Raw genomic sequence first — 17,035 nt, forward strand, 5'->3', positions numbered from 1 at the left:
ACGGGCATGCCTGAGGGCCCGCTCTCGGCACTCAGGAGCAGGCGGTGGCCCGCGGACCTTATCGGGGCAGCGGCATGTTCCGATGGAAAATGCCCCAACTCCCCCCAGCAGTGGCCACGTTGCGTAACCTCTCCGTCACTGCCGCACATCAGTGCGCGGCGCGCCGTGGCGGAGAGGGGAATCCGCGTGCCCGGAATCGACGAGTGCCTGCTCGAAGCCATGCTGGTGCCGGGCGCACGCGGAGCATCCATCGTGGACTGGATCAGCGGGCTCGCTCTCGGCGCGGTCGGCGAGTCGCCGGGCAGCGACCACGAGGCCACCGCCGCGGAGACGGCCGAACTGGCCCGGATGGCCACCGAGTACACGACGTTCGCGCCGGCGGAGCCCACGGCGTACGGGAGCGAGGGCGCGGGCCGGGGCAAGGGCGACAGCAAGAACGAGGGGCCGCCCGTCGAGGACCTCATCGTCACCACCCGCACCGGCTATCACGTGATGCGTTTCGTGGAGACCACCTTCGACAGCAGCGTGTTCCTCCATCTGTGGCTCGACCGGGATCTGGGCAATCTCGCACTGGCCCGGCTGCGCCTGCAGAACCTGGCCGAGAGGCTGGTGCTCGGATGAGAGCGGCCATATCCCCGATGCTCGTCAGACTCGCGGACGAGCGGGCCACCGGCGTTCTCGTACGCGACCACGGCGCCCTCTATCTGGCCGACGGCCAGGTCGTGCACGCCGAGAGCCCCGACGCGCCCGGACTCGACGTCCTGCTGACGGCGAGCGGCCGGCTGGAGCCCGGGAGCTGGGCGGAGGCGGTGGCGCAGGCGGGGTCGCGCCGCGAGGTCGCCCGCTTCCTCGTCGACAGCGGCCAAGTGGCGGGCGGCGAGCTGGAGATCTGCCATCTCGGCGCGCTGTTCGACGCGGCCTTCTTCGCCCTGGCGCCCGCCAGTGGTCCGAGCCGCTTCCGCTACGGCGTCGCCCACTGGATCGGCCGGGTGCGGCCGGTGCCCACACAGGTCGTCGAACGCGAGGCCCAGCGGCGCAGCCGGCTGCTGGACTCCGTATGGCCCTACCCCGCGGTCGACACCGCGCCGCTCGAGCGCTCCCCGCACACCGCGGGACGGGCGGTCGGCCCCCGCCGGCAGTCGTTGCTGGACCTCGCCGACGGCGTACGCACGCCGGCCGCGGTCGCCCGGAAACTGGGACGTCCCGCCTTCAACACCCTGCTCGAGGTCCGGAGGCTGGCCGCCGAGGGGCTCATCGCGACGCCCGGCGAGCCCGCTGCCGCCCCCGAGACCGCCGAGCCCCCGTCCGTCCTGGACTCCGCCCTGCTCCGCCGGCTCCGCGACGCCCTGGAGGCAACCCTGTGACGCACCGCTCCGCCCACCAGGTCCCTTGCACACCGTCATGAGGCGCGCACTGAGGCTGCGCGCCGAGAGGAGACAGCTCATGACGGCCGAGGCCGACGTGCTCGCTGAACTGAAGAAACTGCGCGTGCGCGTGCCGCAGCTGACCGGCGTACTCGCCGCCAGCACGGACGGACTCGTGCTGGCGGCGGACTCCACGGACGCGGAGAGCGTCGCCGCGCTGACCGCCGCCGCCCTCGGCGTCGCGCTGCGGCTGACCGAGGCCACCGGGCAGGGGGGCTTCCGCGAGCTACTGGTCCGGGGCGAACGGGGATACGTCGCGACCTACGCGGCAGGCTCCTCGGCCGTCCTCACCCTCCTGGCCGAGCCACGCATCAACGTGGGACGGCTCCACCTCGAGGCCCGCCGCTCCGGCGCCCGCATCGGCGAGCTGGTCGACGGCGCACTCGAACGACCGGAGAACACCTGACCCATGACCGACACACCATCACGAACACCCAGCAGACGGAAAGGAAGTGCGCATCTCATGGCCAACACCGAACGCGCCCTCAAGGAAGCCACCACTGTCATCGAGGGCGCCATCGGCGCCGCACTCGTCGACTACACCAGCGGAATGGCCCTCGGCACTGTCGGCGGCGGAAAGGACCTGGACCTGTCGGTCGCCGCGGCGGGCAACACCGATGTGGTGCGCGCCAAGGTACGCACCATGGAGCAGCTCGGGCTCAAGGACGGTATCGAGGACATCCTGATCACCCTCAGCTCGCAGTACCACCTGATCCGGCTGCTCAAGGGCCGCGGGACCAACGGTCTCTTCCTCTACCTGGCACTCGACAAGGACCGGGCGAACCTTGCCATGGCCAGGCACCAGCTGAGGAAGATCGAGGCCGAGCTGGAGGTCTGACCGCCCCTGTGTCATCCACCGCCGGGACGGGCTCCTCATGAAGCCTGTCCCGGCGTGGAGCAGCGGGGCCACGGGGCGGAGCCCCGCTGCTCACCAACAGGCCCGGCTACTCCACGAACAGGCCCCGCGCCGCCGCTCTCGTGTCGAACTCCTCCAGACGCGCCTGCGCGTCCGGCAGGTCGTCGCACATCGCCTCCAGCAGCACCCGGCCCAGCAGCATCGGCGCGCACGCCGTGTCGAAGGCCAGCCCCGTGCCGACCGCCGCGGGGATCAGCAGGTCGCTGTGGCCCGCCACCGGTGCGAACGCCGAGTCCGCGACCGTCACCACCTTCAGACCCGCCGAGCGCGCGTACGCCAGCGCCTCCACGACCTCCTTCGGGTGGCGCGGCAGTGCGAAGCAGAGCAGCGCGCTCGCGCCGGCCGTGCGGGCCGCGTCGATGCGGTCGGCGAGCAGCGTGCCGCCCTCGTCGAGGAGGCGCACATCCGGATGCACCTTGGCCGCGAAGTACGCGAAGCCGCGGGCCTGCGAGGACGCGGCGCGCAGGCCGAGCACCGGGAGCGGGCGGGACGCGGCGAGCAGCCGGCCCGCGCGCTCGACCGGGGCCGGGTCGGCGAGCAGTTCGGCCAGATGGGAGAGGTTCTCGATCTCGGCCTGCACCGCCTGCTGGTACTCGTTGTACCCGTCCTTCCCGCCCTCGCTCTCCGCGGGCGCGACCTCCCGCAGATACTTGCGCAGCGCCGGATAGCCGTCGAAGCCGAGCGCGACGGCGAATCGGGTGACGGACGGCTGGCTGACCCCCGCCAGTTCGGCGAGCTCCACGCTGGACAGGAACGGCGCGTCACCGGCCCGGCGCACCATGCTGTGTGCGATACGCCGCTGGGTGGGAGTGAGCCGGTGCCCCTCGAAGAGCTGCTGCAGCCGTGCGGCAGGGCTGTCGCTCATGCCATCCCCCTCATCAGGTCCGTCATCTCCGTCGCCAGGTCCGTGAACCGGTCGAGCAGCGCGGCCGCCGCCGTCACATCATCGGTCAGCGGCCGGTCGGCGAGCTCGTCGTCCAGTACGGCCTCGGCCAGCTCGAAGGCCCTGCCCACCGGAAGCTCCGGATCGGGCCGCAGCCCGCGCTGGCGCAACGCCCGTACGGCGGCAACGAGTTCGCAGCCGACGACGAGCCGGTACGCGCCGCCCGCCCGCAGAGTCTGGCGCGCCGCCAACGAGGCGAAGCTGGCCTGTTCCTCGACGCCCCGGGACAGTACCGCGTGGCCGAGCGAGGCGGGTGCGGAAAAGGCCCGCAGATCGCCGAGGGCCGCGCCGGCGGCGTACTCGAGGATCATCACGCCGGAGCTCGCAGCCTCCGCGTCCGCGAGGAAGGGCCGCAGCCGGGTGAAGGCGGGCTCGTTCAGGGCGGAGAGCCGGGAGGTGGACAGTCGCGCGGTCTGACTGATCGCGAGCCTGAAGTGGTCCAGGTCCAGGGCGAGTTGGGCCATGTAGAAGCCGCCGTGGTGATACGCGGCCATGTCGGCGGCGCGGATCAGCGGGTTCTCGGCGGCCGCGTTGATCTCGACGGCGAGGGTCCGCTCCAGCGCGTCCGCCGCGTCCTGCGCCGGCCCGTGGATCTGCGGCAGACAGCGGAATCCGTACGGATCCTGTATCCGTCCGAGCGGCGGCGTGGGCCGCTCGGGCGCGCCGAGCAGCTGCCGCATCCTGGCGGCGACGGCGTACGTGCCGGGGTGCGGCCGGGCCGCGTGCACGGGTTCCGCGTACGCCTCGTACGAGCCGTCGACCGCGAGCAGCGAGAGCGCGGCGACCAGCTCGGTGGCCGAGACGAGTGCGCGCAGCTCGTCCAGGGCGAGCGCGGCCTGCCCGAGGGTGAGGGCGTTGGAGCTGATCAGGGCCAGGGCGTCGTTGTTGTCGAGGGCCTGCGCCTCGGGCGGCGGGCCGCCCTCCCAGGGATGTTCACCGGCCAGCGCGAGGCCCATCTGGGCCAGGGCCGCGATATCGCCGGTGCCGACCGAGCCGAACTCGTTGACGACGGGGTACGCGCCGCTCTCCAGCGCCTCGCAGAGCGCGGTGACGACGCCGGGCCGCAGCCCGGCACCGCCCGCGAGCAACTGGTTGGCCCGTACGGCGAGCATGGCGCGGACCTGTCGGGCCGGCAGCGGATCGCCGATCGCGCCGGCGTGCGAGCGCAGCAGCCGCAGCCCGTGATCGGCGGCGGCCCCGGTCGGCACGTCCTCGTTCCGGTTGGCACCGACGCCGGTGGAGCGCCCGTAGACCCGGCCCGAAGCGGCGAGCTCCCGCGCCGCGTCCCAGGAGACCTCGACGCGCTTGATCGCCTCGGATCCGGGTACGGGACGGGCCGCGCCATCGGCCAGTCGGACGATGTCCGCGACCGGGAGGCTCTGTCCGTCGAGGACCACGATGCCGGTGGGCGAGTCCACGATGTGGGACGACATCACGCGTAATCCCCTCCTTTTCGGGCGGCTCATCTTGCTTCCCGAGCATCCGTCACCAGTGATTTACCCCGGGGCATTGACAATTTATTCAGACACCGAGAACTCTGCATGACCATATGCAGGCCGGGCAAGGGACGAGTGATGATCAAATTCGAAGCAGTGCTGCGTCTCTCCGGGGGGCACCCCCGGACCCCCGGAGCGCTTCCCAACGGCACCACGGCAGCCGGTATCACCGTCCTGGCGGTTCCTCCGGGTGCGGTAAGACCACCACGCTCCGCATGATCAACCGGATGGTCGATCCGACCTCGGGCACGATCCGCGCGGGCGGCAAGGACGTCCTGACGCAGGACGCCGCGGAGCTGCGCCGCTCCATCGGATACGTCATCCAGCAGTCCGGCCTCTTCCCGCACCGCACGATCCTCGACAACATCGCGACCGTGCCGCTGCTGCTGGGCTGGGGCCGGCGCAAGGCGCGGGCGCGGGCGGCGGAGCTGCTCGAGAAGGTCGGCCTGCCGGCCGGCCTCACCGGGAAGTAAGGCGCCCGTACCGGCTCCGACCCACCCCGGCGCAGCGGCAGGTCCTGACGGGGTGGGGCGAGGACGGTCCCGCGTCCCGCCCTGCCGCGACGGGCTCTTCTCCTTGTCCGCGCCGTGGTCCCGCCGCGTGCGCCGTGGACCCAGCGGTACCCGCTGTCCATCCACCGGGTACCCCCAGGGAAAAACAGGGGTTAGCCCCACTGACGCGACCGCCCGCCGCACGTAGCGTGAACGGCTATGGAAGCCCGCGACCCTGAGCTCAAGAAAGAGCTCGACGCCACCCTGCACGCCCGCCGCGAGCTGGGGGAGGAATACGAGTCCGCGCTCGTCGAATCGTTCCTGGAGAAGGTCGAGCAGCGGCTCGACGGCACGGTGGACCGCCGTGTCCGGCGCCAGCTCGCCGAGCAGCAGATGGTGGTCGCCCGGGGCGCCCGCCCGCCGCACTCCACGGAAGCGAATTTCGGGGAGCGCTTCGGCTTCGGCATCATCTCGATGATCCTGGCCATCCCGCTGTCGGCGATCGGCGTGGTGAACGCCGACTTCAAAGGGCTGGTGGTCACCTGGCTCGGCATCGTCGGCGTGAACGCGGTACACGCGGCCAGGGGCTGGCCGTGGATCCGCCGGCAGCAGCCTCAGAAGTCCGACTGGGAGGACTAGCACCCGTACGCCTGCCGGGCAGCACGGGCCGCTGGTGGTCCGCACCCCGGAACCGGGCTCGGCCACGGCGCCCCGGAGGCGACCCGGGCCGAAAAGTCTTGGCGGGGACCGCCGCACCCCCGGCGAGCCGGAGGGCGGGACGACGGCGGTCCCCGCGTGGGACACGGTCCCGGGTCAGGGCCGGTCGCCGCGTCCAGGGCGTCTTGGGAGGTCCGGGAGCCGCTCCGGAGGTCCTAGACGCCGCTGTGGTGCCGGCCGGGTTACCTGCCCGGTCCCCCTGCCGACATCCACCAATGTGCCTGACTCGTGTTAAGCGGGTGCTGCGCGAACGTGACGCGCTCGTACCTTTTTCGCGACCGGGAGGTCCGGGAGGTTGCCTCCCGGGAAGGCACAGCGGAAAACGTGCGCGGTTGCGCCGCTACTTGCCGCCCATCGCCAGGAACGCCAGCAGGTCCTGACGGCTCACCACACCCGTCGGCTTCCCCTCGACCAGCACGATCGCCGCGTCCGCCTCGCCGAGCACCTTCATCAGGTCGCCGACCGGCTCGCCCGAGCCGACCTGCGGCAGCGGCGAGGACATGTGCTTCTCCAGCGGGTCGGTCAGCGAGGCGCGCTGCGTGAACAGCGCGTCCAGCAGTTCCCGCTCGACGACCGAGCCGATGACCTCCGCGGCCATCACGTCCGGGTGTCCCGCCCCCGGCTTGACGATCGGCATCTGCGAGACGCCGTACTCGCGCAGCACCTCGATCGCCTCGCCGACGGTCTCCTCCGGGTGCATGTGCACCAGGCTCGGGATCTTGCCGCCCTCCTTGTGCCTGAGCACCTCGGTGACGCTCGCGGACGGGCCCTCACCCTCCAGGAATCCGTAGTCCGCCATCCACTCGTCGTTGAAGATCTTGCTGAGGTAGCCGCGGCCGCTGTCCGGCAGCAGGACGACCACGATGTCGTCGGGGCCGAGCCGCTCGGCCACGCGGAGCGCCGCGACCACCGCCATGCCGCACGAGCCGCCGACGAGCAGCCCCTCCTCCTTGGCGAGGCGGCGCGTCATCTGGAAGGAGTCCTTGTCGGAGACGGCGACGATCTCGTCGGTCACCGTCCGGTCGTACGCACTCGGCCAGAAGTCCTCGCCGACACCCTCGACGAGGTACGGCCGGCCGGAGCCGCCGGAGTACACGGAGCCCTCCGGATCCGCGCCGATGATCTGGACCGTCCCGTCGCTGACCTCCTTGAGGTAGCGGCCGGTCCCGGAAATCGTGCCGCCCGTGCCGACGCCCGCGACGAAGTGGGTGATCCGCCCGTCCGTCTGGTCCCAGAGCTCAGGACCGGTGCTCTCGTAGTGCGAACGGGGGTTGTTCGGGTTGGAGTACTGGTCGGGCTTCCAGGCGCCCGGGGTCTCCCGCACCAGGCGGTCCGAGACGTTGTAGTAGGAGTCAGGGTGGTCCGGGTCGACGGCCGTGGGGCAGACGACGACCTCGGCACCGTACGCACGGAGCACATTGATCTTGTCCGTGGACACCTTGTCCGGGCAGACGAAGATGCACTTGTAGCCCTTCTGCTGGGCCACGATCGCAAGCCCGACACCGGTGTTTCCGCTGGTCGGCTCCACAATCGTGCCGCCGGGCTGCAGCGCGCCGCTCTGCTCGGCCGCCTCGATCATGCGCAGGGCGATCCGGTCCTTCACCGAGCCGCCGGGGTTGAAGTACTCGACCTTGGCCAGGACGGTCGCCTGGATGCCTGCGGTCACGCTGTTCAGCTTCACCAGCGGGGTATTGCCGACAAGACTGATCATCGAGTGGTGGATGCGCACAATGTTTCTCCGGGATCTCCGTAGTGGTGCCGCCAGCGTAAGCGGACGAGCGCGGGATTGGGCGACGGTACCTACGGGGCAGTTAGCTGATGACCGCCGATGGCTGACGTTCGGCTACGAGGTGGCTACGAGGAGGTGGCTCGGACTGTGTCGAGGGCGAGGGTGGCACGACGCATCGCCGCTGGTGCGGCCTACGGCGGTGGCAGCATCGGGCTGCTCGGGGCGGCGGCCGTGGGGCTGGTGCTGGCCGAGGTACAGCTGGCGAAACGCTCGGTGGGCGGAGGCAAGGCCCCCGTCCCGCCGCGCGGCGACGGCATGTACGGGCTGGACTTCGGGCGCTCGGATCCGCTGCTCCTGGTAGTACTCGGCGACTCGACGGCGGCCGGTCAGGGCGTGCGCCGGGCCGGCCAGACGCCGGGGGCGCTGCTCGCGTCGGGCCTGGCGGCGGTGGCGGAGCGGCCGGTGGAGGTACTCAATATCGCGCTTCCGGGCGCGATGTCGGACGATCTGGACCGCCAGGTCACGCTGCTGCTGGCGGACCGGACCCGTACGCCCGACGTCTGCGTGATCATGATTGGCGCGAATGACGTCACGCACCGGATGCCACCCACGCAATCCGTCCGGTATCTGTCCTCCGCGGTGCGCAGGCTGCGTACGGCGGGCGCGGAGGTGGTGGTGGGCACCTGCCCCGATCTGGGCACGATCGAGCCGGTGTACCAGCCGCTGCGCTGGCTGGCCCGCCGGGTCTCGCGGCAGCTGGCCGCGGCCCAGACGATCGTGGTGGTGGAGCAGGGCGGCCGCACGGTGTCGCTGGGCGACCTGCTGGGCCCAGAATTCGCGGCGAACCCGCGCGAGATGTTCGGCGCCGACAACTACCACCCCTCGGCGGAGGGATACGCGACGGCGGCGATGGCGATGCTGCCGACGCTCTGCGCGGTGCTGGGCCTGTGGCCGGAGTCGGACCACCCGGAGGCGGACCGCAACGAAGGCATGCTGCCGGTTGCCAGGGCGGCTGCGACAGCGGCGGCGGAGGCGGGCACCGAGGTCACGGCCGCGAGGGCGCCATGGGCACTGCTGAAGCACCGCAGGCGCAGGCGCCTCCCGGCGCCGTCACCGACGACCGAGCCGGCGGCATCGGAGGCACACCGGGCGTAAACGGACACCGGAACGTCCGGACTGAGCGGACGCTTAGAAAAGAGGTCCGCATCACACGGTCCGCACGGTGACCCAGGCGATACGTACGGGTAACTTCCCAGACAGTCCTGCGTACCCTCGCCCTCATGGAGTCCGTGATGCCCGAAGCCGTGATCGTCTCCGCTGCCCGCTCACCCATCGGTCGCGCCTTCAAGGGGTCCTTGAAGGAGGTACGGCCGGACGACCTGACCGCCGAGATCATCAAGGCCGCGCTCGCCAAGGTGCCCGAGCTCGACCCGCGCGACATCGACGACCTGATGCTCGGCTGCGGCGGTCCCGGCGGCGAGCAGGGGCACAACCTGGGTCGCATCGTGGCTGTGCAGATGGGCATGGACCACCTGCCGGGCTGCACCATCACCCGCTACTGTTCCTCGTCCCTGCAGACCTCCCGCATGGCGCTGCACGCCATCAAGGCCGGCGAGGGCGACGTCTTCATCTCGGCCGGTGTCGAGACGGTGTCCCGCACCGTCAAGGGCTCCTCCGACGGGATGCCGGGCACCCAGAACCCCCTCTTCGACGAGGCCCAGGCCCGTACCGCCGCCGTCGCCCAGAGCGAGGGCGCGGGCTGGCACGACCCGCGCGAGGACGGGCTGATGCCCGACGCGTACATCGCGATGGGCCAGACCGCCGAGAACCTGGCCCGCCTGAAGGGCGTGACCCGCCGGGAGATGGACGAGTTCGGCGTACGGTCGCAGAACCTCGCCGAGGAAGCCATCAAGAACGGCTTCTGGGAGCGCGAGATCACTCCGGTGACGACCCCGGACGGCACGGTCGTCTCCAAGGACGACGGCCCGCGCGCCGGAGTCACCCTGGAGGCCGTGGAGGGCCTCAAGCCCGTCTTCCGTCCCGACGGCCTGGTCACGGCCGGCAACTGCTGCCCGCTCAACGACGGCGCCGCGGCGCTCGTCATCATGAGCGACACCAAGGCACGGGAGCTCGGCCTTACCCCGCTGGCGCGGATCGTCTCCACCGGTGTCTCCGGCCTCTCCCCCGAGATCATGGGCTACGGACCCGTCGAGGCCAGCAAGCAGGCCCTGTCCCGCGCCGGACTGTCCGTCGACGACATCGACCTGTTCGAGATCAACGAGGCCTTCGCCGCCCAGGTGATCCCCTCCTACAAGGACCTCGGCATCCCGCTGGACAAGCTGAACATCAACGGTGGCGCCATCGCCGTAGGCCACCCCTTCGGCATGACGGGCGCGCGGATCACCGGCACGCTCATCAACAGCCTGCAGTTCCACGACAAGCAGTTCGCTCTGGAGACCATGTGCGTGGGCGGCGGCCAGGGCATGGCGATGGTCATCGAGCGCCTGAGCTGAGGCACTTCTCGGGCCCTTCGGAGCTCAAGTCGTGACTGAATCTCCCCCAGGATGTGACCTATCCCCTGGGGGAGATTCGTTTCCCCAGGTCAGAGTGGTTTTCCCGCTAAACACGGGGGCAAAAGTCCTGTCCAATTCGTGACGTAATGCACTGACAGGACGAGCGGGTTCACCGCAAGCTGATGTAGGAAGTCGGGGGGGATCGATGAAACCGGGAGTAAGTCAGTGAGCGCCATGCCTCTTGTCCTGCTGCTTACCACGGCCACCGCCACGGCCGTGGGGGCCGCCGCCCTGCACGCCGCACACCGTCTGCGCGGGCAGGTAACCGCTCTGCGCGCGGAGCTGGCCGCGACGCACGGCAGCAGCCGCCTCGCGGTCGTACCGCAGGCTCGCTCCGCCCCCGCCGCCGAGATACGCGCCGCCGTCGCGGAGGCACTCGCCGAGGAGCGGGAGCGGGAGCTGGCCGAGGCCCGTGCCTTCTGGGCGGCGCAGGAGACCCGCGACGCGGCGGACGCCCCCTCGCTGCTCGGCGGCCTGTCCTCGCCCGGCGAGGAGCTCCCGTTCTACGTACCACGCCAGGCGGACTTCGTCGGCCTGGAGGCGATGGACTTCGAGGCGGCCGAGGCGTTCGACGACCTGGCGGACCTGCCCGAGGTGACGGAGTTCGCCGAGGACTCCCCGGAGCTGGCCGCCGCCCGCCGCCGCCACCCCTCGCACCCCGACTTCGTGCCGGTCCAGACACCGGTGGTCACCGACCACGAGCGCACCGTGGCGCGCCTCGAGGAGCTCGCGGAGACGGGTACCGAGCTCACGGACGTACGTCCCGGCCCGCTCGGCACGCTCGACGTCTACGCCTTCGCCGACGGCACGACGCTCTGTCTGACCCCCGGCCACCGGGAGACGGCGGAGAGGCTCGCCGAGGCGGTGCGCGTGGGCGACGGCCCGGTGCTGCTGGGCGGCTCCGGTGTCTCCGGCGCTTACGCCCTGACCTTCGCGTGCGGCGAGGAGAGCGTGTACATCCTCGCGGACCGCGTGATCGCGTCCCTCTAGCCCGGTCCCCCGGCCGGGCTACAGCCCCGCCCGGGCCGCTGCCGCCCGCACCAGACTCACGGCCTCGTCCACCTGCGCCAGGGAACCGGACGGGGCCGCTCGCAATGCCTCGGCCAAATCATGCCCGGCCACAATCAGTTGATCCGCAACCGCGAACAGACCCACGTCGGGCATGATCCGCGGCGCCCTGTCCGGGGTTTCGATCCGCTGGGCCCGCAGCGCCAATTCCCTGGCCAGTGCCAGCCCTTCGGCGGCCGCACCACGCCGCAGACGGCTCTGCGGGGCCGCCCGCAACCGGTCGGCGAAGCGGTCCACGGCGGCCGTCAGCTCAGTCGTATCAAACACGCCGCGACCCTACGCGCCGCCCCCGGACTGTTGCCAATACGCGAACGCTCAGGCACGGTGGCGGGAAGGAGCACACGCGCAACGCGTCCGGAGGCGCCGATGTCCCAAGTCTTCTCCGATGAGACCCATCGAAATCTGCTCTCCCGAATCCCCCACTGCACCGGTCGTGAAATCTCCGACTGGCTTCGCACCGTCGATGAAGGGCCATCGCTCTTCCGCTTCGAGGAGAAGGTCAGCTGGCTCCGGAGCGAGCACAACCTCGCCTACGGACATGCCAAAGCGATCATCCATGAGTACGACCTGAGGCGGGCAGCCCGCAAACTGCTCTAGCCCGCTCCAGGAGTGCCGAAACCGCCGAAGGGCCCACAGGCGGTTGCCTGCGGGCCCTTCGCACAAGTACAGCCGGCTGCGTCAGTCGTCGCCGTTGAGGATCGACAGCAGTCGCAGCATCTCCAGGTAGATCCACACCAGGGTCATGGTGAGGCCGAAGGCCGCCAGCCAGGACTCCTCGCGCGGAGCGCCGTACGTGACCCCGTCCTCGACCTGCTTGAAGTCGAGGGCCAGGAAGCACGCGCCGAGGAGGATGCCGATGACACCGAAGAGGATGCCGAGGCCCCCGCTGCGGAAGCCGAGGCCGTCACCGCCGCCGAACACGGCGAACAGCAGGTTCACGGCCATGAGCAGCAGGAAGCCGATGGCTGCTGCCATCACGAAGCCGTAGAAGCGGCGGTTGACCCGGATGAGCCGGGTCTTGTACGCGATGAGCACACCGACGAAGACACACATGGTGCCCATGACGGCCTGCACCACCGTGCCCGGGCCGATGTAGGTGCTGACGGCGCTGGAGATCACTCCGAGGAAGACACCCTCGAAGGCCGCGTAGGCCAGGATGAGCGCCGGCACCGGCTTGCGCTTGAACGCCTGGATGAGCGAAAGGACCATGGCGACCAGGGCCGCGCCGATCGCGATGCCGTACGACTTGCCGATATTGGCCGCGTCGACGGGCAGCAGGACCCAGGCGAGCACCGCGGTGAGGACGACCGTACCGAGCGTCATGGCGGTACGCGCCACGACATCGTCGATGGTCATCGCATTGGGGCGGGCGGGAGCCTGCGGACCGGCGCCGTACTGCGTGTCCGCCGGTGCGTAAGGGTTGGTCGCGTACGGGTAGCCCGTGCCCTGGGCGTAGGGGTTGCTTCCTACGGCGGGGCCCCCGGCCTGCGGCTGCTGCGCGTTGAACCCCGCGTAGCCGTTGTCGCGGCTGAACCCCCGTCGCGAGAAGACCGGGTTACTGCTCCTCATTTCACTCCTCCATGGCCACCCTGCGCGGCCTTGACGATAAGAGTAATGCGAAGGCAAAAGGAACACTCTAGTGCTCGGGGAGGATCTTTCCAGGATCGTGACCGGGACCGCATCCAGGACGGCGCCCCGCCGGGGCGGTCAGCGGCAGGTGGAACGGGCGATGAAGTGCCCGGAGCCGGACTTGAACCGGCACGCCCCCGAGGGGCAGCGAGGTTTAAGCTCGCCGTGTCTGCATTCCACCATCCGGGCATGGCGTGCGGTCCGCTTCAGCCCCTGAGCCTATCCGGGTTGATCTACCTCCCTGCGGGCCCTGTGGCCCGATGTTGTCTTATTTTATTGGCTTCTGAGGGTGCGTCAGTGCAGGTAGGAGGGCATTCCTACCCGCCCCGCACGGCCGCCGGCCGCCCCCGCACCCACCAGGGAATGACGGAAACTCGCCTCCCCGCGTCTCAGGGACGCCGTCATACCAAAGGAGGAGGGACGGGCCGCGCGGTCCGACCCAAGTGGGCCCCGGGAACGGGCACCGGGACTGACGATCCGCGGCGGGGCGCCGGACAGGATGGGGTGGTCCCCTCAGCACACCTCGACAGGAGCTCACCTCGTGACCACCACCCCCCTCGCTCACCGCGCCACCGCAGTGGCCGCCCGCGCCACGGATCTGTCCAAGGTGTACGGACAGGGCGAGACCCAGGTGGTCGCGCTGGACCGGGTCACCGTGGACTTCCGGCAGGCGGAGTTCACCGCGATCATGGGCCCGTCGGGCTCCGGCAAGTCCACGCTGATGCACTGCGTGGCCGGACTGGACAGCTTCAGCTCCGGGTCCGTACGGATCGGTGAGACCGAGCTCGGGTCGCTCAAGGACAAGCAGCTGACCCAGCTGCGCCGGGACAAGATCGGCTTCATCTTCCAGGCGTTCAACCTGCTGCCGACGCTGACCGGTCTGGAGAACATCACCCTCCCGATGGACATAGCGGGCCGCAAGCCCGACAAGCAGTGGCTGCAGCAGGTCATCGAGATGGTGGGCCTGCAGGACCGCCTCAGCCACCGCCCCACCGAGCTCTCCGGCGGCCAGCAGCAGCGCGTCGCCGTCGCCCGCGCCCTGGCCTCGCAGCCGGAGATCATCTTCGGTGACGAGCCGACCGGAAACCTGGACTCGCGCTCCGGCGCGGAGGTACTGGGCTTCCTGCGCAACTCCGTACGGGAGCTGGGGCAGACCGTCGTCATGGTCACGCACGACCCGGTGGCCGCCTCCTACGCCGACCGGGTGATCTTCCTGGCCGACGGCCGGATCGTCGACGAGATGCTGCACCCCACCGCGGACGGCGTCCTCGACCGGATGAAGGAGTTCGACGCCAAGGGCCGGACCAGCTGAACGACCGCTGACACGCAGACTCCGGCTCTCACACAGGACTGACACAGACATGTTCCGTACCGCCCTGCGCAATGTGCTCGCGCACAAGGCCAGACTGCTGATGACCGTACTCGCCGTGATGCTCGGCGTGGCCTTCGTTTCCGGCACCCTGGTATTCACCGACACCCTCGGCAACGCCTACCGCAAGCAGTCGGCCAAGAGCTACGACAACGTCGCGGTCGCCGTCACCACGTACACCGGCCAGAGCGACGGCAAGAAGAAGGCCGGGATCGACACCAGGACCCTGGAGAAGATCCGGAGTCTGGACGGGGTCGCCGACGCCACCGGGCGGGTCTCCGGCTTCGCCGGCGTCGCCGACCAGGACGGCAAGCTGATCGGCAACGGCTGGTCCAACACCGGTGCGAACTTCGCCCCCGGCAAGGACGGCAAGGACGCCCAGTACACCTTCACCGACGGCTCCGGCCCGGTGAAGGACGGTCAGATCGCCCTCGACCAGGACTCCGCGGCCAAGGGCGAGTACCGGGTCGGGGACACCGTGCGGGTCGCGACCAACGGCCCGGTGAAGGAGTACACCCTCTCCGGTGTCTTCACCACCGAGGACGGCGGGGTCAACGCCGGCGGCAGCCTCGTCCTCTTCGACACTCCGGTCGCGCAGAAGCTGTACCTGCAGCCCGGCTACTTCAAGGACGTCACCGTCGCCGCCACGGCCGGAGCCTCCGACCAGAAGATCCTGGACGAGGTCGCGCCGCTGCTGCCCAAGGACGCCGAGGCACAGACCGGCAAGCAGCTCGCCGACGACCAGGCCAGGATGATCGAGGAAGGACTGTCCAACCTCAACACGATGCTGCTCGCCTTCGCCGCCATCGCACTCTTCGTCGGCGTCTTCCTCATCGCCAACACCTTCACCATGCTGGTCGCCCAGCGCACCAGGGAGCTGGCGCTGATGCGCGCCGTCGGTGCGTCGCGCCGCCAGGTCAAGCGCTCGGTGATGCTCGAGGCGCTGGTCGTCGGCGCGCTCGCCTCCGTGATCGGTTTCGTTCTCGGCATCGGGCTGGCGACCGGGCTGCGTTCCGCGATGAGCACCTTCGGTGCGAAGGTGCCCGCGGGTCCGCTGATCATCTCGCCGACCGCGATCGCCTCCGCCCTCGCGGTCGGTGTGCTGGTCACCGTGCTCGCCGCGTGGCTGCCCGCCCGCCGGGCCGCGAAGATCCCGCCGGTGGCGGCGATGAGCAGCGTGCACGCGGTGGCGACCACCAAGTCGCTGGTCGTACGGAACTCCATCGGTGGCGCGATCACGCTGCTCGGCGCGGCCGGCATCCTCGGCGGCGCGGCGGCCGGCAAGGACGGCCGGATGCTCATCGGGGCCGGCGCGTTCCTGGCGATGATCGGCATCATCGTGCTGATTCCGCTGCTGTCCCGTCCCGTGATCGCGCTGGCGCGTCCGCTGCTGCACCGTGTGTTCGGGGTGTCCGGCAAGCTGGCCGGCCAGAACGCGGTCCGTAATCCGCGCCGTACCGGAGCCACCGCCTCGGCGCTGGCCATCGGCCTGACCCTGGTCACCGGCCTCTCGGTGCTCGGCGTCACGATGGGCCGTGCCGTGGACAAGATGACCACGGACAACATCAAGGCCGACTACATGGTGACGATGGCCGGCGGCGGTGCGCTGGACAAGTCGGCGCTGACCGCGCTGGAGAAGGCGAAGGGCGTCAGCGCGGTCTCCCCGCAGCAGGCCACCTCACTGGAGATCAAGGGCGAATGGCACTCCGCCTCCGCCGTCACTCCGGGCGACGTGGAGAAGGTCTTCGACCTCAAGACGGTCTCCGGCTCCATGGCCACCCTCGGCAAGGGCCGGATCGCGGTCGCCGAGAAGACCGCGAAGTCCAACGGCTGGAAGACCGGTGACTCGCTGGCGGTGAAGTTCGGGAACGACAGTGACGGCGGCAAGGCCGAGACGAAGAACCTGACGGTCGGCGCGGTCTACACCGACAACGAGTTCCTCTCGCCGGTGCTGCTGTCCACGGACGTCGTCGCTCCGTACGAGGCGAAGCCGTACATCCCCGAGGTCTGGGTGAAGATGGACGGCGGACCGACCGAGGCGAACGAGCAGGCGCTGGTGAACGCGCTGGGTGACAGCCCGGCGATGAGCATCAAGGACCAGCAGGACATCCGGAACACGTTCGGCGGCTTCATCAACACCGCGCTGAACATCATGTACGGACTGCTGGCGATGGCCCTGATCATCGCGGTGCTCGGCGTCATCAACACCCTCGCGATGTCCGTCTTCGAGCGTCAGCAGGAGATCGGCATGCTGCGCGCGATCGGCCTGGACCGCGGCAAGGTCAAGCGGATGATCCGCCTGGAAGCGGTGGTGATCTCGGTCTTCGGCGCGGTGATCGGTGTCGGGCTCGGGTCCTTCCTGGCCTGGGCGATCGGCGAGACGATCAGGAAGGAGATCCCCGGGTACGCGCTGGTCGTGCCGTGGGACCGGATCGGGATCTTCCTGCTGCTCGCCGGTGTGGTCGGGGTGCTGGCCGCGCTGTGGCCGGCGCGCAGTGCCGCCAGGCTGAACATGCTCACGGCGATCAAGACCGAGTAAGTCCGGTACGCCACAAGGGGCCCCGCGACCTGGGCAGGTCGCGGGGCCCCTTGTGCTCCCGTCCGGATCCCTCGCGCCCGGAACACGTGTGTCCTGATCGCGGGCGCCCGGATCAGGTGTGTCCTGATCGCGGGCGCCCGG

16 protein-coding genes, 1 tRNA gene and 1 pseudogene are annotated in these 17,035 nt (G+C 70.2%); 12 read left to right on the top strand and 6 right to left on the bottom strand.

Annotated elements, in window-relative coordinates:
• Nucleotides 1-186 precede the first annotated feature (186 nt).
• From OG966_RS16190 to OG966_RS16205, 4 genes are read left to right on the top strand one after another with little or no spacing between them, the layout of a single operon-like run.
• Nucleotides 187-621 carry a hypothetical protein gene (locus OG966_RS16190; protein ID WP_326650346.1) on the top strand — a complete coding sequence of 145 codons (435 nt, stop codon included), beginning with the start codon at nucleotides 187-189 and terminating at the stop codon, nucleotides 619-621.
• A gap of 17 nt (nucleotides 622-638) precedes the next feature.
• Nucleotides 639-1,364: a transcriptional regulator gene (locus OG966_RS16195; RefSeq protein WP_326650347.1), complete on the top strand. Its 726-nt coding sequence runs from the start codon at nucleotides 639-641 to the stop codon at nucleotides 1,362-1,364.
• 37 nt (nucleotides 1,365-1,401) lie between these two features.
• Nucleotides 1,402-1,830, top strand: coding sequence for a roadblock/LC7 domain-containing protein (locus OG966_RS16200; RefSeq protein WP_326650348.1), 429 nt, complete (start codon nucleotides 1,402-1,404; stop codon nucleotides 1,828-1,830).
• Nucleotides 1,831-1,887: 57 nt separating this feature from the next.
• Nucleotides 1,888-2,262 carry a hypothetical protein gene (locus OG966_RS16205; RefSeq protein ID WP_326650350.1) on the top strand — a complete coding sequence of 125 codons (375 nt, stop codon included), beginning with the start codon at nucleotides 1,888-1,890 and terminating at the stop codon, nucleotides 2,260-2,262.
• Between the two features lie 106 nt (nucleotides 2,263-2,368).
• Here OG966_RS16205 and OG966_RS16210 read toward each other — a convergent pair whose 3' ends face one another.
• Together OG966_RS16210 and OG966_RS16215 are read right to left on the bottom strand one after the other, a co-directional pair.
• Nucleotides 2,369-3,205 carry a MurR/RpiR family transcriptional regulator gene (locus tag OG966_RS16210; RefSeq protein WP_326650351.1) on the bottom strand — a complete coding sequence of 279 codons (837 nt, stop codon included), beginning with the start codon at nucleotides 3,203-3,205 and terminating at the stop codon, nucleotides 2,369-2,371.
• Nucleotides 3,202-4,716: an aromatic amino acid ammonia-lyase gene (locus tag OG966_RS16215; RefSeq protein WP_326650352.1), complete on the bottom strand. Its 1,515-nt coding sequence runs from the start codon at nucleotides 4,714-4,716 to the stop codon at nucleotides 3,202-3,204. Before OG966_RS16215 ends, OG966_RS16210 begins: the two co-directional genes overlap by 4 nt.
• Nucleotides 4,717-4,857: 141 nt before the next feature.
• On the opposite strand from OG966_RS16215, the pseudogene OG966_RS16220 reads away from it, so the two are divergent.
• Both OG966_RS16220 and OG966_RS16225 read left to right on the top strand, forming a co-directional pair.
• Nucleotides 4,858-5,234 (top strand): annotated as a pseudogene (locus OG966_RS16220) (ATP-binding cassette domain-containing protein); the annotation flags it as partial.
• 255 nt (nucleotides 5,235-5,489) lie between these two features.
• On the top strand, nucleotides 5,490-5,909 hold the full coding sequence (locus tag OG966_RS16225; protein WP_326650353.1) for a hypothetical protein: 420 nt from the start codon (nucleotides 5,490-5,492) through the stop codon (nucleotides 5,907-5,909).
• A 418-nt stretch (nucleotides 5,910-6,327) separates the two neighbouring features.
• Here OG966_RS16225 and OG966_RS16230 read toward each other — a convergent pair whose 3' ends face one another.
• Nucleotides 6,328-7,716 (bottom strand): cystathionine beta-synthase, encoded by a 1,389-nt coding sequence (locus tag OG966_RS16230; RefSeq protein ID WP_326650354.1) that lies wholly within the window; start codon nucleotides 7,714-7,716, stop codon nucleotides 6,328-6,330.
• Between the two features lie 162 nt (nucleotides 7,717-7,878).
• Here OG966_RS16230 and OG966_RS16235 point away from each other — a divergent pair, with 162 nt between their 5' ends.
• From OG966_RS16235 to OG966_RS16245, 3 genes are all read left to right on the top strand, one after another.
• Nucleotides 7,879-8,871: an SGNH/GDSL hydrolase family protein gene (locus OG966_RS16235; RefSeq protein WP_326650355.1), complete on the top strand. Its 993-nt coding sequence runs from the start codon at nucleotides 7,879-7,881 to the stop codon at nucleotides 8,869-8,871.
• Nucleotides 8,872-9,008: 137 nt separating this feature from the next.
• Nucleotides 9,009-10,229 carry an acetyl-CoA C-acetyltransferase gene (locus OG966_RS16240; RefSeq protein WP_326655239.1) on the top strand — a complete coding sequence of 407 codons (1,221 nt, stop codon included), beginning with the start codon at nucleotides 9,009-9,011 and terminating at the stop codon, nucleotides 10,227-10,229.
• Nucleotides 10,230-10,463: 234 nt separating this feature from the next.
• Complete coding sequence (locus OG966_RS16245) at nucleotides 10,464-11,279, top strand: hypothetical protein (RefSeq protein WP_326655240.1); 816 nt, start codon at nucleotides 10,464-10,466, stop codon at nucleotides 11,277-11,279.
• Between the two features lie 18 nt (nucleotides 11,280-11,297).
• Here OG966_RS16245 and OG966_RS16250 read toward each other — a convergent pair whose 3' ends face one another.
• Complete coding sequence (locus OG966_RS16250) at nucleotides 11,298-11,624, bottom strand: hypothetical protein (protein ID WP_326650356.1); 327 nt, start codon at nucleotides 11,622-11,624, stop codon at nucleotides 11,298-11,300.
• Between the two features lie 99 nt (nucleotides 11,625-11,723).
• Here OG966_RS16250 and OG966_RS16255 point away from each other — a divergent pair, with 99 nt between their 5' ends.
• Entirely contained in the window at nucleotides 11,724-11,954 is a 231-nt protein-coding gene (locus OG966_RS16255) for a DUF4287 domain-containing protein (RefSeq protein WP_326650358.1), read from the top strand.
• Between the two features lie 81 nt (nucleotides 11,955-12,035).
• On the opposite strand, the gene OG966_RS16260 is transcribed toward OG966_RS16255, so the two are convergent.
• Together OG966_RS16260 and OG966_RS16265 are read right to left on the bottom strand one after the other, a co-directional pair.
• Nucleotides 12,036-12,926 (bottom strand): Bax inhibitor-1/YccA family protein, encoded by an 891-nt coding sequence (locus OG966_RS16260; protein WP_326650359.1) that lies wholly within the window; start codon nucleotides 12,924-12,926, stop codon nucleotides 12,036-12,038.
• A 166-nt stretch (nucleotides 12,927-13,092) separates the two neighbouring features.
• A tRNA-Leu gene (locus OG966_RS16265) sits at nucleotides 13,093-13,175 on the bottom strand.
• A 352-nt stretch (nucleotides 13,176-13,527) separates the two neighbouring features.
• Between OG966_RS16265 and OG966_RS16270 the strand changes: the two genes are divergently transcribed.
• Both OG966_RS16270 and OG966_RS16275 read left to right on the top strand, forming a co-directional pair.
• Nucleotides 13,528-14,298, top strand: coding sequence for an ABC transporter ATP-binding protein (locus OG966_RS16270; RefSeq protein WP_326650360.1), 771 nt, complete (start codon nucleotides 13,528-13,530; stop codon nucleotides 14,296-14,298).
• A 49-nt stretch (nucleotides 14,299-14,347) separates the two neighbouring features.
• Nucleotides 14,348-16,894 (top strand): ABC transporter permease, encoded by a 2,547-nt coding sequence (locus OG966_RS16275; protein WP_326650361.1) that lies wholly within the window; start codon nucleotides 14,348-14,350, stop codon nucleotides 16,892-16,894.
• Nucleotides 16,895-17,035: the final 141 nt, after the last annotated feature.

This window comes from Streptomyces sp. NBC_01750 (assembly GCF_035918095.1).
Classification (GTDB): Bacteria; Actinomycetota; Actinomycetes; order Streptomycetales; family Streptomycetaceae; genus Streptomyces.

Coding starts and splice junctions, on each gene's coding strand:
- OG966_RS16260 (WP_326650359.1), bottom strand. CDS start 12,926: ATGAGGAGCAGTAACCCGGTCTTCTCGCGACGGGGGTTCAGCCGCGAC.
- OG966_RS16200 (WP_326650348.1), top strand. CDS start 1,402: ATGAGGCGCGCACTGAGGCTGCGCGCCGAGAGGAGACAGCTCATGACG.
- OG966_RS16195 (WP_326650347.1), top strand. CDS start 639: ATGCTCGTCAGACTCGCGGACGAGCGGGCCACCGGCGTTCTCGTACGC.
- OG966_RS16225 (WP_326650353.1), top strand. CDS start 5,490: ATGGAAGCCCGCGACCCTGAGCTCAAGAAAGAGCTCGACGCCACCCTG.
- OG966_RS16240 (WP_326655239.1), top strand. CDS start 9,009: ATGCCCGAAGCCGTGATCGTCTCCGCTGCCCGCTCACCCATCGGTCGC.
- OG966_RS16275 (WP_326650361.1), top strand. CDS start 14,348: ATGTTCCGTACCGCCCTGCGCAATGTGCTCGCGCACAAGGCCAGACTG.
- OG966_RS16245 (WP_326655240.1), top strand. CDS start 10,464: ATGCCTCTTGTCCTGCTGCTTACCACGGCCACCGCCACGGCCGTGGGG.
- OG966_RS16210 (WP_326650351.1), bottom strand. CDS start 3,205: ATGAGCGACAGCCCTGCCGCACGGCTGCAGCAGCTCTTCGAGGGGCAC.
- OG966_RS16215 (WP_326650352.1), bottom strand. CDS start 4,716: ATGTCGTCCCACATCGTGGACTCGCCCACCGGCATCGTGGTCCTCGAC.
- OG966_RS16255 (WP_326650358.1), top strand. CDS start 11,724: ATGTCCCAAGTCTTCTCCGATGAGACCCATCGAAATCTGCTCTCCCGA.
- OG966_RS16205 (WP_326650350.1), top strand. CDS start 1,888: ATGGCCAACACCGAACGCGCCCTCAAGGAAGCCACCACTGTCATCGAG.